Here is a 21191-nt window from a genome sequence, read left to right as displayed (position 1 = left end):
CAAGGTGCGGGTTGTTTCATTACATCAGCGAATCAACGCTCCAGCAGAATCCGCAGCATGCGACGCAGCGGTTCGGCCGCGCCCCACAGCAGCTGGTCGCCGACGGTGAAAGCACCGACGAACTGCGAGCCCATGTTCAGCTTGCGTAGACGGCCAACCGGTACGTTCAGGGTGCCGGTAACCTTGGTCGGGCTCAGCTCCTGCATGCTGATCTCGCGCTGGTTCGGCACCAGTTTGACCCACGGGTTGTGCTGGCTGATCAGCCCTTCGATATCGGCGATCGGCACGTCTTTGTTCAGCTTGATGGTCAGCGCCTGGCTGTGGCAGCGCATGGCGCCGATGCGCACGCAGATACCGTCCACCGGGATCGGGCTCTTGAAGCGACCGAGGATCTTGTTGGTCTCGGCCTGGGCTTTCCACTCTTCGCGGCTCTGACCGTTCGGCAGTTCCTTGTCGATCCACGGGATCAGGCTACCGGCCAATGGCACCCCGAAGTTTTCGGTCGGGTACGCATCGCTGCGCATGGCTTCGGCAACACGACGGTCGATGTCGAGGATCGCACTGGCCGGATCAGCCAGCTGATCAGCGACAGCGGCGTGAGTCGCGCCCATCTGCTTGATCAGTTCACGCATGTTCTGCGCACCGGCACCGGAAGCCGCCTGATAGGTCATGGCGCTCATCCACTCCACCAGACCGGCTTCGAACAGACCGCCCAGGCCCATCAGCATCAGGCTGACGGTGCAGTTGCCGCCGATGTAGTTCTTGGTGCCCGCGTCGAGCTGCTGGTCGATGACCTTGCGGTTTACCGGGTCCAGAACGATGACCGCGTCATCCTGCATGCGCAGGCTGGAAGCGGCGTCGATCCAGTAACCCTGCCAGCCGGCTTCGCGCAGTTTCGGGAAGACTTCGCTGGTGTAGTCGCCACCCTGGCAGGTCAGAATCACGTCGAGGGTTTTCAGCTCTTCAATGCTGTAAGCGTCCTTGAGCGGAGCAATATCCTTACCCACGGACGGGCCTTGGCCACCGACATTGGAAGTGGTGAAAAACACCGGCTCAATAAGATCGAAATCCTGCTCTTCCAGCATCCGCTGCATGAGCACGGAACCGACCATACCGCGCCAACCGATCAGACCTACACGTTTCATCGCAACTACACCTTTTACAAAAAGTGGGCTCGCTTGCCGGCATCAGCGACAAGCGGGGCCAGAGAGATTACAGATTCCGCAGCGCTGCGACTACTGCGTCGCCCATTTCCTGCGTACCTACTTTCGCGCAACCCGGCGACCAGATGTCACCTGTGCGCAACCCTTGATCCAATACCAGGCTCACGGCTTTTTCGATGGCGTCAGCAGCCACCACCTGATTGAAGCTGTAACGCAGCATCATCGACACCGACAAAATCGTCGCCAACGGGTTGGCGATGCCTTTACCTGCGATGTCCGGCGCCGAACCGTGGCACGGCTCGTACATGCCTTTGTTGTTGGCATCCAGCGAGGCCGACGGCAACATGCCGATGGAACCGGTGAGCATCGAGGCTTCGTCGGACAGAATATCGCCGAACAGGTTGTCGGTGACAATCACGTCGAACTGCTTCGGTGCACGCACCAGTTGCATGGCGGCGTTGTCGACGTACATGTGGCTCAGCTCGACGTCCGGGTAATCCTTGGCCACTTGCTCGACGATTTCGCGCCACAGCTGGCTGGAAGCCAGAACGTTGGCCTTGTCGACCGAGCAGAGCTTCTTGCCGCGTACGCGCGCCATGTCGAAACCGACACGGGCGATACGGCGGATTTCGCTTTCGCTGTATGGCAGGGTGTCGTACGCCTGACGCTCGCCATTTTCCAGTTCGCGCACGCCGCGTGGCGCGCCGAAGTAGATACCGCCGGTCAGTTCACGGACGATCAGGATGTCCAGGCCCGCGACGATTTCCGCTTTCAGGCTCGAAGCTTCGGCCAGTTGCGGGTACAGGATCGCCGGACGCAAGTTGCCGAACAGGCCCAGTTGCGCACGAATCTTCAACAAGCCGCGCTCTGGACGAATGTCACGTTCGATGGTGTCCCATTTCGGACCACCCACCGCACCCAGCAGCACCGCATCGGCAGCACGCGCGCGGGCCAGGGTTTCGTCGGCCAACGGCACGCCGTGCTTGTCGATGGCGGCGCCGCCGATTACATCAAAGCTCAGCTCGAAATCCAGCGCGAACCTGTCGTTGGCCAGTTCCAGCACCTTGACCGCTTCGGTCATGATTTCCGGGCCAATACCGTCACCTGGGAGAATCAGAATCTGCTTGCTCATGCGTTCCTCATGTCATCAGTCGGCGCGCTCATGGGCGCGCCCGGAAAAATTCTAGCGCTCGGCGCTTATCGTTCAGCCATCAGCACCAGCACATCGGTGCTGAACGAACCATCGGCTTCTATCTCGAAATACTCGCGCACTTCGTTGCCCATTGCCTGCTGCAACTCGCGGATCGCCACGCGCAACGCTTGGGGTGTGCGCATGCGCTCGACCCAGGAGTTGTACTCCAGACGCAGCCGTTGGCGCGTGGTGCTACGGGTATGCAACCCCGCCTCGCTGACCTGACGCAACCACTCGCCGGCGGAATAATCACGCACGTGGCTGGTGTCGCGCAGGACTTCAACGCTTTGCAGGTAAGTGTCGAACAACGGACTGCCCGGCGACAAGACGTCAATGAACGCAGCCACCCCGCCCGGCTTGAGTACCCGGCGCACTTCGCGCAATGCCTGCCCGAGATCGCTCCAATGGTGCGCCGAGTAACGGCTGAACACGAAATCGAACTCGCCATCGGCAAATGGCAGGCGTTCCGCCGCGCCGAGTACGGTGGTCACGTTGCTCAGACCGCGATCAACCGCAGCGCCAGCCACCACGTCGAGCATCTGCTGCGACAGGTCGTAGGCCACTACTTCTTTCACCAAGGACGCCACATGAAAACTCACATGACCGGCGCCGCAGCCCAGGTCCAGCACCCGCGCATCACCGCGACCTGCGAGTTCGGCCTGTAGCAGTGCGAATTCGGTGCCCTGGGCGTGTACTGCGCTGCTCAGGTAGGCCGCAGCCTGTTCACCGAATTGCTTTTGTACCACTTCGCTGTGCTGGGCAGTGCTGGTCATGGTGACTTCCTTAAGGGGTGAGTCTTGTGTTGTCTGGGCTGCCGTCATCGCGAGCAAGCTCGCTCCCACACTGGAATTGAGGTGTTCACAAACCCTGTGGGAGCGAGCTTGCTCGCGATGAGGCCAATACTACCTACCGAAATGCCGGATCAATCACGCGTCGCGAAATAACCACGGCTGACTGGCGCGGTGCTTGGCTTCGAACGTGGCAATCGCATCAGCGTCCTGCAAGGTCAGGCCGATATCGTCCAGACCGTTGAGCAGGCAGTGTTTGCGGAAAGCATCGATTTCAAAGCTCAGGACCTTGCCGTCAGGACGGGTCACAGTCTGGGCCTGCAAGTCGACCTGCAATTGGTAACCCGGATTGGCTTCCACCTGCGCAAACAACTCGTCGACTTCAGCGTCGCTCAAGATGATCGGCAGCAAGCCGTTCTTGAAGCTGTTGTTGAAAAAGATGTCGGCATAGCTCGGCGCGATGATGCTGCGGAAACCGTACTCTTCCAGGGCCCACGGCGCGTGCTCGCGGCTCGAACCGCAGCCGAAGTTTTCCCGGGCGAGCAACACGCTGGCACCTTGATAACGCTCGGCGTTGAGCACGAAGTCCTTGTTCAACGGACGCTTGGAGTTGTCCTGATACGGCTGACCCACGTCCAGGTAACGCCACTCATCGAACAGGTTCGGACCGAAACCGGTGCGCTTGATCGACTTCAAGAACTGCTTGGGAATGATTTGGTCGGTGTCGACGTTGGCACGATCCAAAGGCGCGACAAGACCAGTGTGCTGGGTAAAAGCTTTCATGCTGCGCTCCTTCAGATCAATTCACGGACGTCGACGAAACGACCGTTGACAGCGGCGGCGGCGGCCATCGCCGGGCTCACCAGATGCGTACGGCCACCGGCGCCCTGACGACCTTCGAAGTTACGGTTGGAGGTCGATGCGCAATGCTCACCAGACTCCAAACGGTCCGGGTTCATCGCCAGGCACATCGAGCAGCCTGGCTCGCGCCATTCGAAACCGGCTTCGAGGAAAATCTTGTCCAGCCCTTCAGCTTCGGCTTGCGCCTTCACCAGACCCGAACCCGGCACCACAATGGCTTGCTTGATGGTCGAAGCCACTTTACGGCCCTTGGCGATCACTGCCGCAGCGCGCAAATCTTCGATTCGCGAGTTGGTGCAGGAGCCAATGAACACGCGGTCCAGCTGAATGTCGGTGATCGCCTGATTGGCGGTCAAACCCATGTATTTCAAGGCACGGACGATGGAATCGCGTTTGACCAGGTCCATCTCTTTAGCCGGATCCGGCACGTTCTGATCGACGGCGAGGACCATTTCCGGGGAAGTGCCCCAGCTGACTTGCGGTTTGATCTGCGCAGCGTCGAGTTCAACGATGGTGTCGAACTTGGCATCTGCATCGGAAACCAGGTCTTTCCAGGCTTCGACAGCCAAGTCCCACTCAGCGCCTTTGGGGGCGAACGGACGACCCTTGACGTAGGCAACAGTCTTTTCGTCAGCAGCAACCAGACCAACTCGCGCACCGGCTTCGATAGACATGTTGCAGATGGTCATGCGGCCTTCGACCGACAACTCACGAATCGCGCTACCGGCAAATTCGATCGCGTGGCCGTTACCGCCGGCGGTGCCGATCTTGCCGATGACAGCCAGAACGATGTCTTTGGCAGTCACGCCGAACGGCAAGGTGCCTTCGACGGAAACCAGCATGTTCTTCATTTTCTTGGCGACCAGGCACTGAGTGGCGAGCACGTGCTCGACCTCGGAAGTGCCGATACCGTGAGCCAACGCGCCGAAAGCGCCGTGGGTCGAGGTATGGGAATCACCGCAGACCACGGTCATGCCCGGCAAGGTTGCGCCCTGCTCCGGGCCGATGACGTGGACGATGCCTTGGCGCACGTCATTCATCTTGAATTCGACGATGCCGTATTCGTCACAGTTGTCATCGAGGGTCTGAACCTGCAAACGCGAGACTTCGTCAGCGATGGCAGCAATGCCGCCCTTGCGCTCTGGAGTCGTCGGTACGTTGTGGTCCGGGGTTGCGATGTTGGCATCGATGCGCCACGGCTTGCGCCCGGCCAGACGCAGACCTTCGAAGGCTTGCGGCGAGGTCACCTCGTGAATGATGTGACGATCGATGTAGATCAGCGCCGAACCATCGTCGCGCTGTTTGACCAAATGCGAATCCCAGAGCTTGTCGTAGAGCGTTTTGCCGGCCATCAGACGTTTCCTCATCAGCTTGTTTCTATGCCCTGGGTTAAGGACGCTTCAATAACCCCTTGGCTTGTGAGGTCGATCCTATGGGGTTACATTAAATAACTCAAATTCATATTTTTTATGCTTTGGATAACCAACTGGAATACGACCATGGACCTGGCCAACCTCAATGCTTTTATCGCCATCGCCGAGACCGGCAGCTTCTCCGGCGCGGGCGAACGGCTGCACCTGACCCAGCCAGCCATCAGCAAACGCATCGCCGGGCTGGAGCAGCAACTCAAGGTGCGGCTGTTTGATCGACTGGGTCGGGAAGTCAGCCTGACCGAGGCCGGGCGCGCCCTGCTGCCGCGGGCCTATCAGATTCTTAACGTGCTGGATGACACGCGCCGGGCGCTGACCAACCTGACCGGCGAAGTGACCGGCCGTCTGACGCTGGCGACCAGTCATCACATCGGCCTGCACCGTCTTCCGCCCTTGCTGCGGGCGTTCACCCGACGCTATCCCCAGGTCGCGCTAGATATTCAGTTCCTCGATTCGGAAGTCGCCTACGAGGAAATTCTTCACGGTCGCGCCGAGCTGGCGGTCATCACCCTGGCACCCGAGCCCCACACACTGGTGAAGGCCACGCCGGTATGGGACGACCCGCTGGACTTCGTGGCGGCTCCGGAACACTCGCTGATCAGCAACGGCGCGGTCAGCCTGGCCGATATTGCCCGCCATCCGGCGGTTTTTCCCGGCGGCAACACCTTTACCCACCATATCGTGCAACGACTTTTCGAAGCCCAGGGGCTGACGCCAAACATCGCGATGAGCACTAACTATCTGGAAACTATCAAGATGATGGTTTCCATCGGTCTGGCCTGGAGCGTATTGCCGCGCACCATGCTCGATGATCAGGTGGCGCGCATTCCTTTACCGGGCATACAGCTCACTCGCCAGCTAGGCTATATCGTGCACACCGAACGGACGCTGTCGAATGCTGCACGGGCTTTCATGGCCTTGCTGGACGCACAAATCGATTTGCCAGGGACTCACGGCTAACTTGTGCTAATCCTTTAAGGTTGAAAATCCCTGCGCCAAACACCCAATTCAGCCCAAGGCCTGTTGCCAATGCCCAAATCTGCTGACCGCACTCGCTCACGCACGCCCCCAATGCCGCGCATTAAGGCGCTCGACCCGCGTACCTCGGAGCAGAGCTGGGAAAGCGCACCACAATTGCTCGCCGCTCTGAACGGCGCACGCCTGGGCGCCTGGTACTGGGACATTGAACGCGGGCTGATCAGTTGGTCACGGGGGACTCAAGCGCTGTTCGGGTTTGACCCAAGGCAGCCGCTGCCGGCCGATCTGGAATACCTGGATTTGTTGCCGGTCGAGGATCGCGCGAAAGCGCTGCGGGCCTTTCACGCCGTGGTGGCCGGCGCGCCGCTGGAACAGGCGATGCATCACCGGATCCGCTGGCCCGACGGCAGTCTGCACTGGCTGGAGATCAACGGCAGCCTGATACCGGACAAACAAGGCCGGCCACGAATGATCGGGGTGATCCGCGAGATCACCCATCAACGCCAGCGCGAACAGGCCCTGAGCAGCTCGGAGAAACGTTTCGCAACACTATTTCATCTATGCCCGAATATGGTACTGCTGACCCGCCAGGAAGACGGCCTGATCAGTGAAGCCAATCAATACTTCGAAAGCCTGTTCGGCTGGCCCGTGCACAGCGTGATCGGCCGTACGACGCTGGAGCTGGGCCTTTGGGTGCACCCGGAACAACGCGCCAAACTGGTCAAGGCAACCAAGGCCAAGGGCGAACTGGTCAGCATGGAGGTGCAGTTTCGCGCCAGCAATGGCCAGATCCACGACGGCATTCTCAGCGCGCAAAAGGTTGAACTCGAGGGTCAGGCCTACCTGCTCAGCACGTTCCTCGACACCAGCGAACGCAAACTTGCCGAGCAAGCGCTCAAAGACAGTCAAGAGCGCCTGGACCTGGCCCTGGATTCGGCGCAACTCGGTACCTGGGACTGGCACATTCCCAGTGGCATGCTCTACGGCTCGGCCCGCGCCGCGCAATTGCATGGCCTGGACCCGGTGCCCTTTCACGAGCCCTTCGATGCGTTTTTCGAAGGCGTGCCCAACGATGAGCGCGACAGCATGCGCGACGCCTACCGCAGCTTGCGCGAAGGCCCGGCCGGCAATTATCAACTGACCTACCACGTGCAATTGCCCGACGGCAGTTCGCGCTACCTGGAAAGCCGTGCCCGGCTCTATCGCGATGAGTCCGGTGCACCACTGCGCATGGCCGGCACCCTGCTCGACATCACCGACCAGGTAGAGCGCGAGCAACGCCTGATCACCTCCGAAGAAAAATTCGCCAGCCTGTTCCAGGTCAGTCCGGACCCGATCTGCGTGACGCGTCAGGACACCGGCCAGTTCATCGAGATCAACCCCGCCTTCACTCAGACCTTCGGCTGGAGTGCCAGCGACGTCATCGACCGCAGTGCCGACGAGATTGGCCTCTGGGACGCTTCGGTGAAGCGTCAGCAGCGCATCGAACAGGTGATTCGCGAACAAGCGCTGAACAACGTCGCAATCATCGTTCACCACAAGGACGGGCAACCCCTGACCTGTGTGATATCCAGCCGCCAGATCAACGTCGGCAACGAGCCATGCATCGTTACCACCCTGCGCGACATCACCCAGCAGCAACGTTCCGAGGCAGCACTCAAGGCCAGCGAAGAAAAATTCGCCAAAGCGTTTCACTCCAGCCCCGACGCCATCACCATCACCGAGCGCGACAGCGGACGTTACCTGGAGGTCAACGACGGTTTCTGCCGTTTGACTGGCTACCGTGCCGATGAGGTGATTGGCAAAACCGTGTATCAGGTCGGTATCTGGGCCGAAGAAAAACAACGCTCGGCGCTGCTGGCCGAATTGAAGATCAAAGGCCGGGTGCATCACCAGGAAATGCTTGGACGCAACAAGCGCGGCGAGATTCTCACCGTCGAGGTGTCGATCGAGCCCATCACCCTGAACGAAACCGCCTGCCTGCTGCTGACCGCCCGGGACGTCAGCCTGCTGAGAAACGCCGAAGCGCAGATCCGTCACCTGGCCTACCACGACCCGCTGACCAACCTGCCCAACCGCGCCCTGCTGATGGATCGCCTGAGCCAGCAGATCGCCCTGCTTAAACGCCACAACCTGCGCGGCGCCCTGCTGTTCCTCGATCTCGACCACTTCAAGCACATCAATGACTCGCTGGGTCATCCGGTGGGTGACACGGTGCTGAAAATCATCACCGCGCGCCTCGAAGCCAGCGTGCGCATGGAAGACACCGTGGCGCGGCTGGGTGGCGATGAGTTCGTGGTGCTGTTGAGCGGTCTGGAAGGTACGCGCAGCGAGGTCAGCGAACAGGTTCGCGAGCTGGCCGACACCTTGCGCGAGCTGCTGTCCGAGCCGATGTTCCTCGACGGTCAGCGCCTGCAAGTCACACCGAGCATCGGCATAGCCTTGATTCCCGATCACGGCTCAACCCCGACCGACCTGCTCAAGCGCGCCGACATCGCGCTATACCGGGCCAAGGACTCGGGGCGCAATACCACGCAGATGTTCCACAACACTATGCAAAAAGCTGCCAGTGAACGCCTGCGGATGGAAACCGATCTGCGTCTGGCCCTTTCGCGAGGCGAATTCAACGTGCAGTACCAGTCTCAGGTGGACGCGCAAGACGATCGCATCATCGGCGCCGAAGCCCTGCTACGCTGGCATCACCCGCAGCTGGGCGCTCAGTCGCCCAGCGAATTCATCAAGGTGCTGGAGGACAGCGGACTGATTCTGGAAGTCGGCACCTGGGTCCTCGATGAAGCCTGCCAGGCCTTCAGGCAACTGATCGATAGAGGCCTGATCGACCCGCAGAACTTCAGTCTCTGTGTGAACATCAGTCCACGGCAATTCCGCCAGAACGACTTCGTCGAGCGGATTGAACACAGCCTGAACAACCACGGGTTACCGTACTCGCTGCTCAAGCTGGAGATCACCGAAGGCATCGTGATCCAGAACCTCGACGACACCATCAGCAAGATGCGCCGCCTGAAGAAACTTGGTGTCAGCTTCGCCATGGACGATTTTGGCACCGGCTATTCCTCGCTGACTTACCTCAAGCGCCTGCCGGTGGACACGCTGAAGATCGATCAGTCCTTCATCCGCGATGCGACCAGCGATCCGAACGACGCGGAAATCATCCGCGCCATCGTGGCCATGGCCCGCAGCCTTGAATTGACAGTGATTGCCGAAGGCGTCGAAACCCCCGAACAGCTTGAGTTTTTGCAGGGCCTGGGCTGCCACTTGTATCAAGGTTACCTGCACAGTCAGCCACTGCCGCTGGAGGGCTTTGAAAAACTATTGAAGTGAATGCGGCTGATTTTTCCTCAACCCGCATCCACTGCGCAGTCTGCGTTTGGCGGCACCAAACAGCCTGATCACTGGACTCGGCGGCCTCCAGGGGAGCGCTCCGATTGCCAGTGTTTCTCACAACCTGTAGGGTCGCGTTTTTTTCGCTGTGCTGGCGAGTTTCACCCGCACAGCGCGCCCATGGCGGGCACCGAGCGTATCGCCAAAGGCGGCACCAGACTTTGCAGGAGCTCCAGGATGCAGGACGCGAACACCCCTCGAACACCGTTATTGGGTATCGACCTCGGCACCACCAACAGCCTGATCGCGGTGTGGCTGGATGGCCGTGCCCAACTGATCCCCAACGCCCTCGGTGAAGTGCTCACGCCCTCGGTCGTGAGTGTCGACGAAGATGGCAGCATGCTGATTGGCAAAGCCGCACGCGCACGCTTGACCACTCACCCCGAGCGCACCGCGGCAGCCTTCAAACGCTACATGGGCAGCGACAAGCGTTTTGAGCTCGGCGCTCAACTCTTCAGCCCCGAAGAACTCTCGGCGCTGGTACTCGGTTCACTCAAGCAGGACGCCGAGGCCTGGCTCGGTTGCCCAGTACACGAGGCGGTGATTTCAGTTCCTGCGTACTTCAGCGACGAGCAGCGCAAACGCACCTGTTTCGCGGCCGAACTGGCCGGTTTGAAGGTACTGCGCCTGATCAACGAACCTACCGCCGCCGCCATGGCCTATGGTCTGCACGAACAAAAATTCGAACGTACGCTAATCTTCGACCTGGGCGGCGGGACGTTCGACGTCACCGTGCTGGAGTACGCATTACCGTTGATCGAAGTGCATGCCTCCGCGGGCGACAATTTCCTCGGCGGCGAAGACTTCACCGCCGCGCTGTTGCAAGCCTGCCTCAAGGAATGGCAACTGAGTTCGGCCGCCCTTGACCCCCTGGCGCTGGCCAGCCTCGGTGACACTCTCGAACAACTCAAGTGCAAACTCGGTGAAGGCCCGCAGCAACTGAGCTGGAACAGCGCTGGTGAAACCCGCGAATGGTCCCTGGATGAGGCCCGCACACAGAAGATCTGGGAACCACTGCTGGCACGCCTGCGAGCACCCATCGAACAAGCGCTGCGCGATGCCCGGCTGCGCCCCCGCGATCTCGACAGCCTGGTGCTGGTCGGCGGTGCCACACGAATGCCGGCGGTGCAGCAGATGGTCGCGACCCTGTTCGGACGCCTACCCTACCGCCACCTCGACCCGGACACCATCGTAGCCCTCGGCGCCGCGACCCAGGCAGCGTGCAAGGCACGCGAGCAAGCCGTCGAAGAGCTGATTCTGACCGACGTCTGCCCTTACACCCTAGGCATTGCCTCGATGCGCGGCGAAGATATTAGCGGCGCCTACTCACCAATCATCGAGCGCAACACTGTGATCCCGACCTCCCGCGAGCAACGGTTCTACAGCACCCACCCCGAGCAGGATACGATTCGCATCGCGATCTATCAGGGCGAACGTCCATGGGTACGCGATAACATCTTCATCGACGAGTTCCAGGTGCCACTGCCGCGCACCGGCGCCCAACAAGCCCTGGATGTGCGGTTCAGCTACGACATCAATGGCCTGCTGGAAGTGGACGTGACCCTGGATAACGGCGAGCGCCACAGCCACAGCATCGACCGCAGCCCCACCGGCCTTGACCCGCAGGCGCGCGCAGCCAGCCATGAACGGCTCGCAGCACTGAAAATCCATCCGCGCGACGCACTGCCCAATCGCACCCTGCTGGCGCGACTTGAGCGCGCCTGGATGCAAAGCCTGGGCGATGAGCGTGAGCAGATCCGTTACTGGCTGGACGAGTTCATCGGCGTGCTCGGTGGCCAGCAAACCTCAACGATTGCCAGCCACCGCAAACAGCTCAATGAAGCGCTGGACGACCTGCGCCTCTAACCATTCAACCGTCGCAGAGTGGCTTGCAAGCCGCCGGACAGCGCGTCCTGACCCGCGCTGTCCGCTGGCGCGCCGAAACGGTTCGGCAGTTTGTCCCCGGGCAACCCAAACAACACCAGAGGCAGGAACGGCAACACCGGCACCAGACAGAGAAAGACCGCCAGCGTAGGAATACCGCGACCGAGATCATGTAACCGACGCAAAGTGGCGCCGAGCAACATGGCTGCGCCGAGAACCAGCACGCACACCCCGGACAATGCAGTGCCGCCGAGCAATGCCACAATCGGGGTGAGCAGCACGCATCCCAGGCACTGCCCGATAAAAGCCTTACGTCCCAATCGAGTGCCTAAACGCCAAAAAGCACCCGATGCCACAGGGCGACTGTCACTCTTGGCCAGCAACAGACGCTCGGACCACGACAACAAAGCGCTCAACGCCAGACGCAGCCCCGCACTGTTCGCGGCATCATCCTTGCCACGCTGCAACTGCTGCAGAACCCTGGTTCTGGGCACACCTGCCGCGCCATAACGAATCAGGCTTTTCAGGGTATCGAGAGTTTCGTAAACCAACAGCTTGTCGACCTCGTAATCCGTCAGCACCTTACGAGGCGGCCACACTGGTTCCCCCCGGATCAAACCATCACGAAACGCTTCGAACCAGTCATCCTCACAACTGATGCCGGCGATGGATTGCAACAGCATGCGATGACGCTCCGCATCCAGACCCGGATCGTGATACAGCACTCCCCAGAGAAGCATCAGCCCCAGTAGATCCTCGCCGCAAGCATCGGGATCACTCTCAATGCAGGTATAGATCGTTGTATTGTCGGATAGCGCTGCGCTGTCGAGGACCTGCTGCACATTGAACAATTGCTGCACGAGCAAACCATGAACCGGATCACTACCCTGCAACCATCCGAGCAGACCGCTGCAATTACCCTGCTCGCGTTGCAGACGTAGCAATAGCGGTTGAAGCCGACTCAGCGGATGAGCCGGATTGAACTCCAGCCGCTCCACACATTGCGCATCGACCAGCGCCAGCCAGCGTTCCGGCTGATCGAGCAAAGCCAGCAGGAAAACCGTTTGAGCGTGCCATTGCCATGCAGCCTCACCTTGCGCAATGGCCGGCAGGAACACGCCCCGCTGACCCAATTGTGCCAACAGACTCAACTCCCGCAAGTTTGCGTCCGCATCTGCGTCTTGCAGATTGAAGGCCTGCTCGATCCGCTCCAATGCGGACTGATCATAGACACGCAGCCTACGCAACCAGAGACGGCAAATGGCATGCGGCTCGCCCTTTGCCAGTTTCTCAGCCAGTTGCGGCTGGGCTGAATGACTGCTGAGAAAGCTCTTCAGCGCCAACGGGATCGGCGCCTGATTCAACCAACAGAGTTGCTGCTCGGCCTGATACTTGAACCCGCTCAATACCAGGTTCTCGAGAGCATCAATCCGCGACGGCTCCTCCAGTATCTGCTGCAACAACCCCACATCCCCACGGTGCAATGCCCAGGCATGTCGGTATAGACGTAGCAAGTAACGGTCCTCATGCGCTCCAAGAAGGAGTGCCAGCAGCGGCAGTTCATCGCCCGTCATGCACCATTCGACGAAGGCGGCCGACAGTCCTTGCAGCTTGAGTTGCCCGACACCGAGCCAACGGGCCAGAGTTTCCGAACGCTGTGAAGGACTGCCATATTCTTGAGTGACATCGGCGAGGTCATGGGACCAGTCGCGGAAGCTTTCCGGGCGGTCGAACGCCTGGATCAGCAGCGCAAGAAAGTCCGGTTGACGCGCAGAGCAAAGCTCCAGCAAGTGGCTCTCGGCCTTCGGATGACGATGCTCCTGCCAGAGCCGGATCCAGCAGGGCAAAGCTTGCTCTTCCAGGTCCAGCAAGCTGCTTTGGCAAGCCAACACGTAAAGCCGGTCGACATCGTCTGGAGCTTGCCGCTGTTGTTCGAGACAAAGCTGCAGCAAACCGGAACCGCCGATACCGGCCTGAGTGAACTGCGCCAGCAAACGCTTAATGAACGCCTCATCCGCGGGCAGCGGCAAGCACGTGTGTTGGCTGGCGAAGTCTTCGAACTCATGGAGCGGACGATGCTCGAAGAGGTAGTCGAGGCTGCGGGCATACCACAGGGCTTCCGTCTGTGCAGGCTCGGGCCAGTCATTCATCAGCGCCGTGTCGAATGGATCGCGCGTTTTGATGCGTTGCAGGAACACTTCGACCTCTTGCGCCTGGTCGAACTCCAGATCCAGCAACTGATGCTCCCAAGCCATGCGTTGCGCCAGTAAATTCGCACAACGGTAGGACAGCGGACCGGCATCGGCCAACTGATGGAACAAGCCCCAACTGAGGTCCTCAAGCGTATCCAAAGGCAGTTGATCCAACCTTCGAACAAATCCCTGCCACGCCTCCAGATTGAATCGCCGAGCCGGATCCTCAAGCAAAGCGTAAAAATCAACGATCGCCGGCGGGACCTCAGGAACAGCAGCGATCGCCTGTTCAATGGTGACCTCATCATGCCGAGCGAAACGGGTAGCGCTCTCGTAGGCTTCACGCAGGGCCTGAAAGCCCTCGGGGTTGCTCTCCGGATGATGCTCCGGCAGGCGTGCGCGATAGGCATTGCGAATCAGCTCTTGATCCTTGGTGGGTTCGATACCCAAACGTATCCAGCAACTCATGACCAGTCGAACTCCTCTAGGGAGACCGGGCGTTCCGGCGGATTGAGGTCCATGTGCCAAGGCAGATCGGCAATAAATGAAGGGATATCGCGAGCAAGGCCACGAGCAATGAGGGCACTACCCGAAGACTCCCCCTGGCGATTGAGTTCGTGGGCCAGCTGTTCGTCACTGCTGCCCTGACAGCTCCAGAACGCATGACCGGCCAGGAAACCGCTGAGATAAGAGAACCAACTGCCGTAATAGTGTTGCGCTCGCGCAGCGAGTCGGCCGTGCAGCCAGAGACTTTCTGTCAGATCGATCCATTCGTTGCGCAAGCCACAGCGCAAGAGAAACCCCATACGCCCAAGATCCCAGGCCCGAATACCGCCCGGCCCGCAACCGCCATAGGTACGGCCAGCAAATTCGTACAAGACACGCTCACGAGGTGTCAGGGTTTCAAGCAGAGCCTGCCATTCGCTCGGCAGGCGACGCTGCCATGCCCGATATGCGCCATCGAGATGAATGGCATGGCCGCCATCTGTCATGCGTTCGAGCATGCTTAACAGCTGCGGCCGATCACTGATGGACCAACTGCACTGCAAATCGATAAATTGTGGGTCGGAGTAAAAACCGGGATCGCTGTAACTGGCGCGAGGATTGAGGGCCACCATCGGCGCAGAAAGGCCGCACAGCCAACGCTGCTGTATCTCTTCCATGAAAAAAAGCTCCAGGCCGACAAAGTTGAAAGGAGGTGTCGGCGAAATTGGCGCGGATTGTAGAGAAACACTCGTGCAGCGGCAAAGTACGAACGAATGATTTCTCTGCACAAACGAAAAGGCCCCGACAAGTCGGGGCCTTTATTTCAGCGAGTTACAGCCTGATCAGTTGAATATGTTTCAGCACATAACTCAGTGCTGCAACGCCGGTTTTTGCGTTCCGTTGATCGGAATGCGTTTGGCTTTCGCTTCTTCCGGCACGACGCGCAGCAGGTCGATGTTCAACAGACCGTTGCTCAGACCTGCGGACTTGATTTCAATGTGGTCCGCCAGTCGGAAGGACAGTTTGAAGGCGCGCTGAGCGATGCCTTGGTACAGATAGGTGACAGCTTCATTGGCGTCACGTTTGCCGCCACTGATGGTCAACACACCTTTCTCCACTTGCAGCTCCAGGTCTTCTTCCTGGAAGCCAGCCGCCGCGATGACGATGCGGTATTGGTCGTCGCCGTGTTTTTCGACGTTGTAAGGTGGATAGGTGCTGCCTGGCTCATTGCGCAGCGCCGACTCGAACAGATCGTTGAAACGATCGAAGCCCACCGAAGAACGGAACAGTGGAGCCATGGAAAATGCAGTACTCATGATTCAAATCTCCTGAAAATAATCAGCAAGTTTTTTTGTCTCCGCGACCCGAATTCGGCATCGCGTAATCCTTAGATAAGGACCGCTGATTGCATTTCAAGAGATTATTTTGTGTTTTTTTCAACAGAGGTTTCAGGCCGCTTCAGTGACCTGCACACCCAGCAAACGCGACACCTGATCCAGCTCGGTCTCGCGACGCAGGACCGTGAACAGCTCCACCGCTTCGGGATAATTGCGGGTCAGCATCGCCAGCCACTGCTTCAAGCGACCCGGCGACTGGCGTGGCGTCATCTGTGCCTTGGCTTGCAGCCAGAAGTCCTGAAGCAGGGGCAGCAACTCGGCCCAGGTCATCTCGACCACTTCCTCACCCGCCCGTGCGGCAGCGATTTGTCGCGCCAGGTCAGGGCGCGAGACCAGACCGCGACCGAGCATGATGTCTTCCACGCCGCTGATTTCGCGGCAACGGCGCCAGTCTTCAACGCTCCAGATATCGCCATTGGCAAACACCGGAACCTTGACCACTTCCTGCACCCGCGGGATCCACTCCCAATGCGCCGGCGGCTTGTAGCCGTCGGTCTTGGTGCGTGCATGCACGACGATGTGCGCGGCACCGCCTTCGGCCAACGCGGTGGCGCACACCAACGCGCCGTCGGGGCTGTCGAAGCCCAGACGCATTTTGGCGGTCACCGGAATATGCGCCGGTACTGCGCGACGCACGTGTTCGACGATTTCGTTGAGCAGCTCCGGCTCTTTGAGCAGCACCGCACCGCCGCGTGATTTGTTCACGGTCTTGGCCGGGCAACCGAAATTCAGATCGATCACCTCCGAGCCCAGCTCACAGGCCAACGCCGCGTTTTCCGCCAGGCACACCGGGTCGGAACCCAACAGCTGCACGCGCAACGGCACGCCGGCAGCGGTCTTGGCGCCGTTCAGCAGTTCAGGGCCGAACTTGTGGAAATAGGCGGGCGTCAGCAGTTGATCGTTGATCCGAATGAACTCGGTCACGCACCAATCGATACCGCCGACACGGGTCAACACGTCCCGCAGGATGTTGTCGACCAACCCCTCCATGGGCGCCAAAGCAATTTGCATGGAAAACACTCAACGAAAAACGTGCGGCAGTTTACTGGATTTACACAAGGAATCTGCAGAACATCGCTGATCGAGTGTGGGAGCGAGCTTGCTCGCGATTCAGGCGGCGCGGTTTATCAAGTACACCGCGTTATCGTTCATCGCGAGCAAGCTCGCTCCCACATTAAGCTAATGCCGGGCCGTAGCCTTCGATGAATTCCGCCGGCATGCGCTTGGGCTTGCCGCTGGACAGCTCGATGCAGACAAACGTGGTTTGCGCCCGCAGCAGCGTGGCGTTGTCGCTCGGGCGTTTCAGCTGGAAATGCCGGGTCATCTTCAGGCGCTGATCCCAGTCGACGATCCAGGTCGCCAACTGCAACTCATCGTCCTCATAGGCGGCGGCCAGGTAATCGATTTCGTGACGCACCACGGCCATCGCCCGGTCCAGCCGCCGATATTCGGTCAGGTCCAGCCCGAGACGCTGCGAATGGCGCCACGCGCAACGCTCAAGCCAGGTGACGTACACCGCGTTATTGGCGTGCCCCAGACCATCGATGTCCTCGGCGGCCACCTGCAGATCAATGATAAACGGCGTTGCCCGATCCCAGCCCATGCCCCACTCCCGGTCAGATTATTCGACCGGGGCAGTGTAACGGATGATCAGGCAGATTGGCGCGCCTGCAAGCTACGACCGGACAGCAGCGACAGCACGCCTTCGATCAGTCGCGGATCCGCCAGCACTCGCTGATGACCACCCTCTGCCAGGCGCAACAGGCGGCTGTCGAACCAGGCGTCGTGAATCAGCTGCGACTCTTTGACCGAGACAAAGCAGTCGTCCTCGGCATGCACGATCAGCCCTGGCATATCCAGTTGGTAATGGGCGACATCGAGCCGTGAGGCCTGGATGCCCACATCCTGCTCGACCTTGCGGATAAACGCCGAGCGCGCCTTGGGCGGCATGCGGACGTGACGGGCAAAGCCGCGCAGCACAGCGAGAATCCGCGCCGGGGCCGCGATGCTGACCAGGGTTTCAGTGCGCAACCCCAATTGAACGGCAAGCATCGCACTGGCGCCGCCCATGGAGTGACCGATGACCGCTTGCAAGGGTGGCAGCTCCGCCGCCGCTTCGAGCATGGCACGCGCAAACAGCACGACGTTGGCCTCGCGACCAGGAGAGCGACCGTGAGCCGGACCATCCAGCGCAACCACGGTGTAGCCGGCATCCACCAGCGCCGTGATCAAGCTGGCGAATTGCGTCGGCCGACCTTCCCAGCCGTGCATCAACAGCACCGTCGGGCCCTGTCCCCAGCGCAACGCTGAAAGACCGAAGCGCAAGGTAATCCGCTCGGAGTTCGCCAGCAGCGGCATTTCCCAATCACGCGGTGGCAGCTCGCGCGGCGTCATGAACGCCGAACGCATCTTGCTCGCCACCAACTGTGGTGCAACCCAGCCCAAGGTGCCATTAACGCCACGAATCCAACTTAACGTGCTCATCGCTCATCTCCAAAGGCTTGTGCTTCAGGTCATAGCACCGCCGACTTGGCGGCACGCAATAATCGATCGGACAACTCACCGGCACCCAGCGCCCGCGCCAGGGCCAAACCACCGACCATCAGCGCCAGGTCAGCCAACGCTTTATCGATGTCTTCCGGGCTGGCGGCCAATTGCGCGACCATCAGCTCGACGTGTTCATTCAAGGCCAGACGAAAATCGTCCGGCAGACGCCCCAACTCCCCTACCGACGCAGGAATCGGACAGGCGTGCTCGGTGGAATCACGGTGTTTGCGCGACAGGTAAAACGCAGCGACCAACGCCCGGCGCTCCTCGCCGGTCAGCGTGGCGTCCATGTCGGCAATCATCGCCCGACGCTGGCCAAGCAATTGCGTGAAGGCCTCCAGCATCATCGCGTCCTTGCTTTCGAAGTGTGCGTAGAAACCGCCGACAGTCAGGCCGGCAGCGCCCATCACTTCACCCACGCTGGGCTCTGCCGGGCCGCGCTGAATCAGCGCGGAGCTGGCGGCCTGGAGAATGCGTTCACGGGTTTGAGCTTTTTTGTCGTTCATCGTTGCCTCCGAATATTACGATTAAAATATTATTCTCATAATAATTTTACGCAAGTCGTTGATGTGACCGTTGGTCAGAAGAACAGTTTTGGGAGAATGCGGGGATTGGTCAAACGCCAGACAAACAAAAGGGCCATTCAATAATTGAATGACCCTTATAAATCCCGCAGAGCGGGTAATCGTGGCGTCCCCTAGGGGACTCGAACCCCTGTTACCGCCGTGAAAGGGCGGTGTCCTAGGCCACTAGACGAAGGGGACACAAACCCTTCTATACACTGATCAGTGCTGAGTACTGATCGATTCAAGGCCGGTGTGGCCAGACCTTGAACTGTAAAATTGGTGGAGCTAGACGGGATCGAACCGTCGACCTCTTGCATGCCATGCAAGCGCTCTCCCAGCTGAGCTATAGCCCCTCATCGCTGAGGACGGGGCGAATCTTAATGGCGCTTCGGAAAGCTGTCAAACTTATTTTTAACTATTTCCAAAGTTTTTTGCCGCCATAACAATCACTTACCGCCCTCCCCCCGAAAAATGGGGGTGGCGCCGAAGAGCAAGATCAAAAGATCGCAGCCTTCGGCAGCTCCTACGCGGCGGCGCTCTTGCGCATCCGGTGTAGGAGCTGGCGCAGCCTGCGATCTTTTCGGTCGCCGAAGATCACGATCAAAAGATCGCAGCCTTCGGCAGCTCCTACGAGGAAATGCGTTAAATCAGGCGATAGCGCCCAGGAGTTTTTCCCACTCTTTGTTTTCTTTCTTCGACACGCCACCGAGCAAGTCGATGGCCTGGCGCAGACGGAAACGCGTCAGGTCCGGGCCGAGGATTTCCATCGCATCCAGCACCGAGACCGAACTGGCCTGACCGGTGATGGCGGCGAACATCAGCGGCATGGCGTCACGCAGCTTCAACTCCAGGGATTCGACCACGGCCTGAATGGTCGCAGTGATGCTGTCCTTCTCCCACTGACGCAGGCTTTCGAGCTTCCACAGGATCAACTGCATCAACTGGCGAACCTGATCGCCCGAGAGCTTCTTGGACTCGAACAGCTTGGCATCCGGGGTCACGCCACCGGCGAAGAAGAACCCGGCCAACGGTGCGATCTGGCTGAAAGTTTCAACCCGCCCTTGCACGTGTGGCGCGATCTTCATCATGTACTCGGGGTTTAGCGCCCAGGTCTGCACGCGGCTGGCGAACTCTTCCACCGGCAGATCACGCAGCCATTGGCCGTTGAGCCACGACAGCTTCTCGATGTCGAAAATCGGCCCGCCGAGGGAAACACGCTTGAGGTCAAAGTTGTCGACCATTTCCTGCAGCGAGAACTTCTCGCGCTCGTCCGGCATCGACCAGCCCATGCGTCCCAGGTAGTTGAGCATCGCTTCCGGCATGAAGCCCATACGCTCGTAGAACGTTACCGAGGTCGGGTTCTTGCGCTTGGACAGCTTGCTCTTGTCCGGGTTACGCAGCAGCGGCATGTAGCACAGCTCTGGTTGCTCCCAGCCAAAGTACTCGTAAAGCAGGATCAGCTTCGGCGCCGATGGCAGCCACTCTTCACCGCGCAATACGTGGGTAATGCCCATCAGGTGGTCGTCGACCACGTTGGCGAGGAAGTACGTCGGCAGGCCGTCGGTCTTCATCAGGACTTGCATGTCCATGCGATCCCACGGGATCTCGACGTCGCCACGGAGCATGTCCGGCACCACGCAGACGCCTTCGGTCGGCACCTTCATACGGATGACGTGTGGCTCGCCAGCGGCCAGACGGCGCGCGACTTCTTCCTTGGAAAGCAACAGCGCACGGCCGTCGTAACGCGGGGTTTCGCCGCGAGCCATTTGCTCGGCACGCATCTGGTCCAGTTCTTCGCTCGTGCAGAAGCACGGGAAGGCGTGGCCCAGATCGACCAGCTGCTGGCAGTACTTCTGGTAGATGTCGCCGCGCTCGCTCTGGCGATACGGACCGTGCGGGCCGCCCACATCCGGGCCTTCGCTCCAGTTGATGCCCAACCAGCGCAAGGCATCGAAAATCTGCTGTTCGGACTCGCGGGTCGAACGCAGTTGGTCGGTGTCTTCAATCCGCAGGATGAACTCACCGCCATGCTGCTTGGCAAAGCAGTAGTTGAACAAAGCGATGTAAGCGGTGCCGACATGGGGATCGCCGGTAGGCGATGGCGCGATGCGAGTGCGGACGGTGGTCATGGCATGTCTCGAAAGAATATAAAAAGCGGAGATGAAACAAAGGGCGAATGGTAACAGGCGTTGCCCGCCCGGCTCCAGTGAGCAGGGCATTTAAGCCAACGTCGGGGCTACAAAAGGCTCTGGCACCGTTCAATGGCTGATTATCAATAAGTGGCATTTACCGCTTATCGGCTATA

Annotated in this window: 16 protein-coding genes and 2 tRNA genes; 3 read left to right on the top strand and 15 right to left on the bottom strand. The window is 59.7% G+C overall.

The window, feature by feature from the left end:
• Positions 1-32: 32 nt before the first annotated feature.
• The 5 genes from asd to leuC all read right to left on the bottom strand — a co-directional run bounded on the left by asd (position 33) and on the right by leuC (position 5356).
• Positions 33-1145 (bottom strand): aspartate-semialdehyde dehydrogenase, encoded by a 1113-nt coding sequence (gene asd / locus AC1RKH_RS09935; protein ID WP_123425727.1) that lies wholly within the window; start codon positions 1143-1145, stop codon positions 33-35.
• Positions 1146-1212: 67 nt separating this feature from the next.
• Entirely contained in the window at positions 1213-2295 is a 1083-nt protein-coding gene (gene leuB, locus AC1RKH_RS09930; RefSeq protein ID WP_123425726.1) for a 3-isopropylmalate dehydrogenase, read from the bottom strand.
• A gap of 65 nt (positions 2296-2360) precedes the next feature.
• The gene (locus AC1RKH_RS09925) at positions 2361-3128 is read right to left on the bottom strand and encodes a class I SAM-dependent methyltransferase (RefSeq protein ID WP_123425725.1); all 768 of its coding nucleotides are present in this window, start codon (positions 3126-3128) and stop codon (positions 2361-2363) included.
• A gap of 153 nt (positions 3129-3281) precedes the next feature.
• Entirely contained in the window at positions 3282-3926 is a 645-nt protein-coding gene (gene leuD / locus AC1RKH_RS09920) for a 3-isopropylmalate dehydratase small subunit (protein WP_123425724.1), read from the bottom strand.
• A gap of 11 nt (positions 3927-3937) precedes the next feature.
• Positions 3938-5356 carry a 3-isopropylmalate dehydratase large subunit gene (leuC, locus tag AC1RKH_RS09915; protein WP_123425723.1) on the bottom strand — a complete coding sequence of 473 codons (1419 nt, stop codon included), beginning with the start codon at positions 5354-5356 and terminating at the stop codon, positions 3938-3940.
• Between the two features lie 147 nt (positions 5357-5503).
• On the opposite strand from leuC, the gene AC1RKH_RS09910 reads away from it, so the two are divergent.
• From AC1RKH_RS09910 to AC1RKH_RS09900, 3 genes are all read left to right on the top strand, one after another.
• Positions 5504-6394, top strand: a complete 891-nt coding sequence (locus AC1RKH_RS09910; protein ID WP_493061611.1) for a LysR family transcriptional regulator — start codon at positions 5504-5506, stop codon at positions 6392-6394.
• Between the two features lie 69 nt (positions 6395-6463).
• The gene (locus AC1RKH_RS09905; RefSeq protein ID WP_493061610.1) at positions 6464-9754 is read left to right on the top strand and encodes an EAL domain-containing protein; all 3291 of its coding nucleotides are present in this window, start codon (positions 6464-6466) and stop codon (positions 9752-9754) included.
• A gap of 237 nt (positions 9755-9991) precedes the next feature.
• Complete coding sequence (locus AC1RKH_RS09900) at positions 9992-11680, top strand: Hsp70 family protein (RefSeq protein ID WP_493061609.1); 1689 nt, start codon at positions 9992-9994, stop codon at positions 11678-11680.
• Here the strand turns inward: AC1RKH_RS09900 and AC1RKH_RS09895 are convergent.
• From AC1RKH_RS09895 to gltX, 10 genes are all read right to left on the bottom strand, one after another.
• Positions 11677-14358 carry a DUF805 domain-containing protein gene (locus AC1RKH_RS09895; protein ID WP_493061608.1) on the bottom strand — a complete coding sequence of 894 codons (2682 nt, stop codon included), beginning with the start codon at positions 14356-14358 and terminating at the stop codon, positions 11677-11679. The two genes, AC1RKH_RS09900 and AC1RKH_RS09895, sit on opposite strands and share 4 nt — an antisense overlap.
• Positions 14355-15053, bottom strand: a complete 699-nt coding sequence (locus AC1RKH_RS09890) for a DUF1266 domain-containing protein (RefSeq protein ID WP_493061607.1) — start codon at positions 15051-15053, stop codon at positions 14355-14357. The genes AC1RKH_RS09895 and AC1RKH_RS09890 overlap by 4 nt, the downstream gene beginning before the upstream one ends.
• Positions 15054-15245: 192 nt before the next feature.
• On the bottom strand, positions 15246-15692 hold the full coding sequence (locus AC1RKH_RS09885; RefSeq protein ID WP_493061606.1) for an Hsp20 family protein: 447 nt from the start codon (positions 15690-15692) through the stop codon (positions 15246-15248).
• Between the two features lie 132 nt (positions 15693-15824).
• Positions 15825-16784 carry a tRNA dihydrouridine synthase gene (locus AC1RKH_RS09880; RefSeq protein WP_493061605.1) on the bottom strand — a complete coding sequence of 320 codons (960 nt, stop codon included), beginning with the start codon at positions 16782-16784 and terminating at the stop codon, positions 15825-15827.
• A gap of 163 nt (positions 16785-16947) precedes the next feature.
• Entirely contained in the window at positions 16948-17376 is a 429-nt protein-coding gene (locus AC1RKH_RS09875) for an acyl-CoA thioesterase (protein ID WP_123425719.1), read from the bottom strand.
• Between the two features lie 47 nt (positions 17377-17423).
• On the bottom strand, positions 17424-18257 hold the full coding sequence (locus AC1RKH_RS09870; protein ID WP_123425718.1) for an alpha/beta fold hydrolase: 834 nt from the start codon (positions 18255-18257) through the stop codon (positions 17424-17426).
• Positions 18258-18286: 29 nt separating this feature from the next.
• Positions 18287-18826, bottom strand: a complete 540-nt coding sequence (locus tag AC1RKH_RS09865) for a TetR/AcrR family transcriptional regulator (RefSeq protein ID WP_493061604.1) — start codon at positions 18824-18826, stop codon at positions 18287-18289.
• A 182-nt stretch (positions 18827-19008) separates the two neighbouring features.
• Positions 19009-19084 (bottom strand) — tRNA-Glu (locus AC1RKH_RS09860).
• Between the two features lie 79 nt (positions 19085-19163).
• Positions 19164-19239, bottom strand: a tRNA-Ala gene (locus AC1RKH_RS09855).
• Between the two features lie 294 nt (positions 19240-19533).
• Entirely contained in the window at positions 19534-21015 is a 1482-nt protein-coding gene (gene gltX, locus AC1RKH_RS09850; RefSeq protein WP_123425716.1) for a glutamate--tRNA ligase, read from the bottom strand.
• Between the last annotated feature and the right edge of the window lie 176 nt (positions 21016-21191).

The organism is Pseudomonas sp. GW822-FHT06B12, from assembly GCF_058799675.1.
This window is presented reverse-complemented; position numbering and strand designations above follow the sequence as displayed.

What these genes read in the sequence shown, in the direction of transcription:
- asd (WP_123425727.1), bottom strand. Translation starts at nt 1,145, where the DNA reads ATGAAACGTGTAGGTCTGATCGGTTGGCGCGGTATGGTCGGTTCCGTG.
- leuB (WP_123425726.1), bottom strand. Translation starts at nt 2,295, where the DNA reads ATGAGCAAGCAGATTCTGATTCTCCCAGGTGACGGTATTGGCCCGGAA.
- AC1RKH_RS09925 (WP_123425725.1), bottom strand. Translation starts at nt 3,128, where the DNA reads ATGACCAGCACTGCCCAGCACAGCGAAGTGGTACAAAAGCAATTCGGT.
- leuD (WP_123425724.1), bottom strand. Translation starts at nt 3,926, where the DNA reads ATGAAAGCTTTTACCCAGCACACTGGTCTTGTCGCGCCTTTGGATCGT.
- leuC (WP_123425723.1), bottom strand. Translation starts at nt 5,356, where the DNA reads ATGGCCGGCAAAACGCTCTACGACAAGCTCTGGGATTCGCATTTGGTC.
- AC1RKH_RS09910 (WP_493061611.1), top strand. Translation starts at nt 5,504, where the DNA reads ATGGACCTGGCCAACCTCAATGCTTTTATCGCCATCGCCGAGACCGGC.
- AC1RKH_RS09905 (WP_493061610.1), top strand. Translation starts at nt 6,464, where the DNA reads ATGCCCAAATCTGCTGACCGCACTCGCTCACGCACGCCCCCAATGCCG.
- AC1RKH_RS09900 (WP_493061609.1), top strand. Translation starts at nt 9,992, where the DNA reads ATGCAGGACGCGAACACCCCTCGAACACCGTTATTGGGTATCGACCTC.
- AC1RKH_RS09895 (WP_493061608.1), bottom strand. Translation starts at nt 14,358, where the DNA reads ATGAGTTGCTGGATACGTTTGGGTATCGAACCCACCAAGGATCAAGAG.
- AC1RKH_RS09890 (WP_493061607.1), bottom strand. Translation starts at nt 15,053, where the DNA reads ATGGAAGAGATACAGCAGCGTTGGCTGTGCGGCCTTTCTGCGCCGATG.
- AC1RKH_RS09885 (WP_493061606.1), bottom strand. Translation starts at nt 15,692, where the DNA reads ATGAGTACTGCATTTTCCATGGCTCCACTGTTCCGTTCTTCGGTGGGC.
- AC1RKH_RS09880 (WP_493061605.1), bottom strand. Translation starts at nt 16,784, where the DNA reads ATGCAAATTGCTTTGGCGCCCATGGAGGGGTTGGTCGACAACATCCTG.
- AC1RKH_RS09875 (WP_123425719.1), bottom strand. Translation starts at nt 17,376, where the DNA reads ATGGGCTGGGATCGGGCAACGCCGTTTATCATTGATCTGCAGGTGGCC.
- AC1RKH_RS09870 (WP_123425718.1), bottom strand. Translation starts at nt 18,257, where the DNA reads ATGAGCACGTTAAGTTGGATTCGTGGCGTTAATGGCACCTTGGGCTGG.
- AC1RKH_RS09865 (WP_493061604.1), bottom strand. Translation starts at nt 18,826, where the DNA reads ATGAACGACAAAAAAGCTCAAACCCGTGAACGCATTCTCCAGGCCGCC.
- gltX (WP_123425716.1), bottom strand. Translation starts at nt 21,015, where the DNA reads ATGACCACCGTCCGCACTCGCATCGCGCCATCGCCTACCGGCGATCCC.